This window comes from Cobetia sp., assembly GCF_983723665.1.
Genome location: NZ_CFDJES010000168.1, coordinates 1 through 5,234 on the forward strand (window position 1 = coordinate 1; position 5,234 = coordinate 5,234).

Here is a 5,234-nt window from a genome sequence, read left to right on the forward strand (position 1 = left end):
CTACCCACTCTGGATACTGCTATGGCTGTCTTATCAATCGAGCACTCAAGGCAATAAAGCCAGCACGCTCAGGACTTACCTGAGTCGTCTGACGCCCACCTCCATGATGATGTTGCCCGATATCCCATGGTTGGCTCTCTGGGATGGAGAACTGATGGAGGCAATCAGCGAACAGCTACCCACTCAGAAAGGCTGGGACACTTCGACGTGCCACAACTTCTTCCAGACGTTCAATCAGTTCATCAGCTTTTGCCAAGGCAACGATCGATTAACGGGTATTCCTCCCGTACAGGGTGAGGGAGGTCGTTTCATCAGTACATTGCGTACACATCTGATCATGCCACACGAGGCAGAACACCTGACCCGGGCGCTCTCCAGAAGACGGAGTGGATTACGGCGCAGCTGGCTGATCGCCTTCCTCCTTGGCTACTACGGGGGCCTGCGAGCTGGAGAAGTCATGGCATTGACACTGCATGACGTCATCATCAATCAGCCAGGAGATGACGGCCCCACCTACTGTTACGTAGAAATCCATGCTGGCAAGACTGCAAATGCTCGGCGCAGCGTTCCTCTTCATCTTCTGATATCCCCAGAGTTGATGACGCTGGTGAGAGAGTGGATTGATAGACGCCGAGAGTCCTTTGCTGGCCAGCAGCGTTTGAAGAACATTGCCTTGCTGGGGCCAGAAAGCTCTCCGCTGGGCTATTCAAGAGAGAGCTTGCTGACCCCGCTCATGGCATGGGCCCGGCAGTCTCTCCGCGGTGCTCTCACACCCGGATTGGAGCTGGAGGACATCCACTTCGACTTTCATCTCTTGAGGCACAATGCAATCTCGTGGCTCGTACTGCGCCTCTACAGCGACGACTACCCTCAGCTTCTGGATCGCCTTTCCTCCACCTGCCGAGGACATTGGTCCTTCACTCCTGCAGCACTGGCGAACTGCCGCCGAGCGGTCTACGACGTACTGGAAAGAGATGCCAAGGCACGAGGTCACCGTCTCGAGTTACTCGCCAAGTTGATCGGGCACCGCAACTCTCAAACACTGACACATCACTACACGCATGTGCTGGGTGAGATACATGGTGAGGTACTTCTGGAGCTGATGAAGCGACGCTGAAGGCGAAGATCGCATACTCGCATACTGGCTGTCGCCTTTCGAAGCCGAAGCGCAGGTGGTCGACGGGCTAGAGATAGCCCAACCCCGATGTATCACCCTCCATCACTTGCGGTGTTGCACTCAGAGTCCACCTGCGCCATCTCACGCTCGGCAACCAGGATGAGTCAGGAGGTACAGTAGGCTGTCCGAGCCTGTACACACGGATGGAGCATTAGCAGTTCATGCGTGGTGCGATGATCTCCTTGACACTTTGACAGACTGATCGCCCCAAATTGTCCTGAAAGGGAAAAATTGCAGCACTTGCAACCCGCACACCAACTATTTTCCCTATAGGGAAAAATTCAGGACTACTCCAGTATATCCACCCAATTATCCCTATAGGGAAATTTTTAAGTATACTAAATTGTTTACAACAACCCGCTTTCTTATCGTGAAAGGTCTTAGCATGCCCCTATCGCAAGCAGTTCCCATTCATGATGCCGCAACGCTTGGCAAGTTGATTCGCCGCGCTCGCAAGCAGCAAGGGCTAAATCTTGAAACCCTCGCAGGTCTTTGCGGGTTGAGCATTCGCTTTCTGAGTGAGTTGGAAAACGGCCGTGACAGCTGCGGGTTGGGTCGCATATTGATCGTACTTGATACGCTAGGCATCGAGCTGTCCGCTGTTCCTCCGGAGGGATTCGAATCATGATATTGCCGGATTCGTTGAACGTATGGCGCGACACGCAGCATGTAGGGACGTTGTGGCGCGGCACGGATGGCCGACTGATGGGCTTCGAATACAACGAAACCTGGCGACAGAATGGGCATGCCATTTCGTACAGCTTGCCACTAAGCCAAAAGGCTTGGCAGCCCCAAGACCTTCTGGCGCATCACTGGTTCGCAAATTTGCTGCCTGAAGAGCAAGCCCGGGCGGCGCTGATCAAGCGCCTGGGTATACCAGACGACGACTTCTCGCTACTGGCGACCATAGGCGGCGATTGTGCTGGTGCGCTGACGATCCTTCCGAGCGATCACATGCCGCCGTCAAGAACCCTACCGTCACCCCTCGATGACAACTACCGCGAGTTGCCGCTCGATCGACTTGCGCAATGGGCAGGTGCTCGCGAGCGGTATGCCTTGATGAACGAAGGAGCTCTGGCCAAACGCCCTCGTCTCTCGCTGGCCGGCGCGCAGGACAAGATTCCTGTGCGACTGTGGAACGATACACTCTACTTACCTATCGGAATCGAACCCTCTACCCATATTTTGAAATTCGCCGTCGAAGGGCGTGAGCGAGTCATTCTGAATGAGCTGTATCTGAACAATCTGGCACGCTTGGGGGGGTTAGCCTGCCCGAGGACCACGATGGTCTATGCCGGCCGACATCCTTACTTGATGGTCGAACGCTACGACCGCTTGGGTATTGAAAGCGGACACATCGAGCGTTTGCATCAGGAGGATCTGTGTCAGGCCATGGGCGTGTCGCGGAATCAGAAATACCAGGCTTACGGTGGGCCACGTTTCGGAGAAATCGTGCAAACAGTCCGCGAAGCCTGCCGACCCTCAGCGGCATCCATTCAGCAGCTGCTTCGCTGGCAAATATTCAATGTGCTGGTTGGCAACAGTGACGGCCATGCCAAGAACGTGTCCTTGTTACAGGACTCCCGAGGTCGTTGGCAGATCGCCCCAGCCTATGACCTCGTTGGCACCATAGTGCTCGGTTACGATTCAGACATGGCCTTCTCCCTCGGCGGGGAGTTCAATTCGATGCAGCTGCTACCGCGCGATTGGCAGGCCTTTTCGGATGAGTGCCGATTCAGTTATCCGTTTGTGAAGCGCCAAATTCAACAGATGGTTACCACGCTCGCTGATTTATCCGACTCAGTCATACTCAAGGAGCAGCTACAGCAAGCCGGTCTCGAAGGCAAAGGCTGGACGAGGTTGCAGCAGCAACGTCAACACATTCAAAAGCAGTGCCGCCGTGCCGAGCGATGGTAGTGCCTGTCAGCGAAATTCAAGTTTGGATGTTGCCTCGTTCGGGGCCGTGAAGGCAGTCATCACACCGCCTGTGTCGCGCGACACTCCGGATAGGCCGAGCATCCCCAGAACTGCTGGCCCTCACGTACACCTGCTTTGGCAGTACGCAGCACCATACGGCTACCGCATTTCGGGCATTCACGTCTCGCCTGTGGATCATTGCGCTGCTTGAGATGCTGCACATGAGCACGCTGCGTCGCCCGAGTCGGCGCCAGCCGCCCCGTCAGCAGCGCCTCATGCATGGCCTCGACCTGCGCCTCGCTGAAGATGGGGGCCTTGAACGACTGTACGAAGGAAACGAAGTCAGTACCGCGCGTCACGTTGGCTGGCATCTCACCCTTGAGCCTGGCGTTGCCGACGAAGACGATCACCGAATGCAGATGCTCGGGAGTCACGCCAAGCGTCGTCTCCAGTGCCTTGAGATGCTTGTAGTTCTGACGTAGCGGGTTCTGGAAGCTGAACGACTGTCGAGGAAACTGCTGGGTCCAGTTCGCCTCGTGCTCACTGCCGAAGATCCAGCCTTTCATGTTCTTGGTTTCCAACACGAAGCAGCCGAAACGCGACAGCAGCACATGATCGATCTGGGTGGTGCCGCTCTCGGTCTTGAGGGTGACATTGTGCAAGGCCCGATAGCCCTGCTTGCCGAGTCGACGCGCCATCCAGCGCACTCGCCACTCGCCAATGCGACCTTTCATGCGGGGAGACTTGAGATAACGACTGACGCAGGAGGCCAGCACGAGGCATAGCAGTACACTCATCACCGGCGCGATGTTCGAAGGGACAACCACTGTCATGACTCCTGGTGCAGCCTGTACGGAAAGGAATCAAGCGAGGTGATTCGTCCAACCGGAGTACTGAGCCTTGATAAGGGAAAGGTAATGCTGCACCGCGCCCGATGGAGGAGCGCGGTGCAGCAAACTGCAGGATTCTAACCATCTGGCGAACGCCAAGCTACTGTTCTCTATCGGTTTATCTCTGAAGCAGAGCACGACGGAGCGTTGTGCATCGACGAGAGAATCAGGTTGGCGACGAGCCGTTCGTCTGAATCACTCCACCTCCAACATGACCTTGTCGGTATCGAACGCCAGCCGCCCGGCGATCGCCTGCACCTCCTCGATGGGGTGATCGTAACTCCAGGCGATATCAGGAAGATCCGGCAGCGAGTAATAGGTACTGTCGCCCTTGAACGGACAATGAGTGACGGTGTGAGAAACCGAGAGCTCCGCCATCGCCACATCGGCGCGCGGCAAGTAGAGCCTCGGCGGATAGCCCTTCTCGCGCAATTCCAGCGCGTTGCCAGTGTCAGCGATCACCGTCTCACCGACCAGGATTCGCACCCGCGAGGATAGCGGGTGCAGCGTGATACGCGGTTCGAGGTGGTCGGCCATGAAGACTCCTTTACGGGTTGGCGGGTGAAAGCGGCAGATGAAAGCGGCAGATGAAAGTGCCTTGAGGCGCGTTCTGAAAGAGTCAGACCCTCAGACCCCACCGTCCCTGGCGAGCCGAAAGCCGGAGAACGCCCAGCGCGCCTCGGGCGGGAAGAAGTTGCGATAGGTCGCGCGGATATGATCGGCAGACGTGGCGCAGCAACCCCCACGGAGCACCATCTGACCGGACATGAACTTGCCGTTGTACTCCCCCAGGCTGCCCGGCAGTTTGCGAAAGCCCGGATACGGGCGATAGGCACTGCCCGTCCACTCCCAGACATCGCCGAACATCTGACTCGGCATGCCTTCGGAGCTCGCGGCCGCGACTGGCTGTAGATAATCCTGATCGACGAAGTTACCAGAGAGAGGGACATCCTGACCGACTGTCTCCCACTCGGCCTCGGTGGGCAGGCGCGCGCCCGCCCACTGGGCGTAGGCATCGGCCTCGAAGAAGCTGACATGGCAGACCGGCGCATTCAGATCCACCGGCACCAGGCCACCTAGCGTGTAGTGATGCCAGACGCCGTCGCGCTCGACCCAATAAAGCGGCGCCGGCCAGCCTTCCGCCTTGACCGTCGCCCAGCCATCCGCCAGCCAGTGCTCGGGGGTGGCGTATCCGCCGTCCTGCATAAAGGCGAGAAACTCGCCGTTGGTCACCGGACGGTCGGCCATCT

5 protein-coding genes and 1 pseudogene are annotated in these 5,234 nt (G+C 57.4%); 3 read left to right on the forward strand and 3 right to left on the reverse strand.

The annotated features are described in order from the left end of the window. From AC4FAH_RS13060 to AC4FAH_RS13070, 3 genes and pseudogenes are all read left to right on the forward strand, one after another. Positions 1 to 1,117, forward strand: a pseudogene (locus tag AC4FAH_RS13060) (hypothetical protein); the annotation flags it as partial. Between the two features lie 445 nt (positions 1,118 to 1,562). Continuing rightward, positions 1,563 to 1,805 carry a helix-turn-helix domain-containing protein gene (locus AC4FAH_RS13065; protein ID WP_136938067.1) on the forward strand — a complete coding sequence of 81 codons (243 nt, stop codon included), beginning with the start codon at positions 1,563 to 1,565 and terminating at the stop codon, positions 1,803 to 1,805. After that, a complete protein-coding gene (locus tag AC4FAH_RS13070) occupies positions 1,802 to 3,094 on the forward strand; it encodes a type II toxin-antitoxin system HipA family toxin (protein WP_175090742.1) in 1,293 nt (430 codons plus the stop codon). The genes AC4FAH_RS13065 and AC4FAH_RS13070 overlap by 4 nt, the downstream gene beginning before the upstream one ends. A 59-nt stretch (positions 3,095 to 3,153) precedes the next feature. Here the strand turns inward: AC4FAH_RS13070 and AC4FAH_RS13075 are convergent, their stop codons facing one another. The 3 genes from AC4FAH_RS13075 to AC4FAH_RS13085 form a co-directional block, all read right to left on the reverse strand. Continuing rightward, the gene (locus tag AC4FAH_RS13075) at positions 3,154 to 3,921 is read right to left on the reverse strand and encodes a nuclease-related domain-containing protein (RefSeq protein WP_225347876.1); all 768 of its coding nucleotides are present in this window, start codon (positions 3,919 to 3,921) and stop codon (positions 3,154 to 3,156) included. A gap of 258 nt (positions 3,922 to 4,179) precedes the next feature. Next, complete coding sequence (locus AC4FAH_RS13080; RefSeq protein ID WP_024953449.1) at positions 4,180 to 4,521, reverse strand: DUF427 domain-containing protein; 342 nt, start codon at positions 4,519 to 4,521, stop codon at positions 4,180 to 4,182. A 90-nt stretch (positions 4,522 to 4,611) separates the two neighbouring features. Then, positions 4,612 to 5,234 (reverse strand): SUMF1/EgtB/PvdO family nonheme iron enzyme (locus AC4FAH_RS13085; protein ID WP_490246171.1); only part of this gene is annotated, 623 nt, incomplete at its 5' end.

Coding starts and splice junctions, on each gene's coding strand:
- AC4FAH_RS13065 (WP_136938067.1), top strand. CDS start 1,563: ATGCCCCTATCGCAAGCAGTTCCCATTCATGATGCCGCAACGCTTGGC.
- AC4FAH_RS13070 (WP_175090742.1), top strand. CDS start 1,802: ATGATATTGCCGGATTCGTTGAACGTATGGCGCGACACGCAGCATGTA.
- AC4FAH_RS13080 (WP_024953449.1), bottom strand. CDS start 4,521: ATGGCCGACCACCTCGAACCGCGTATCACGCTGCACCCGCTATCCTCG.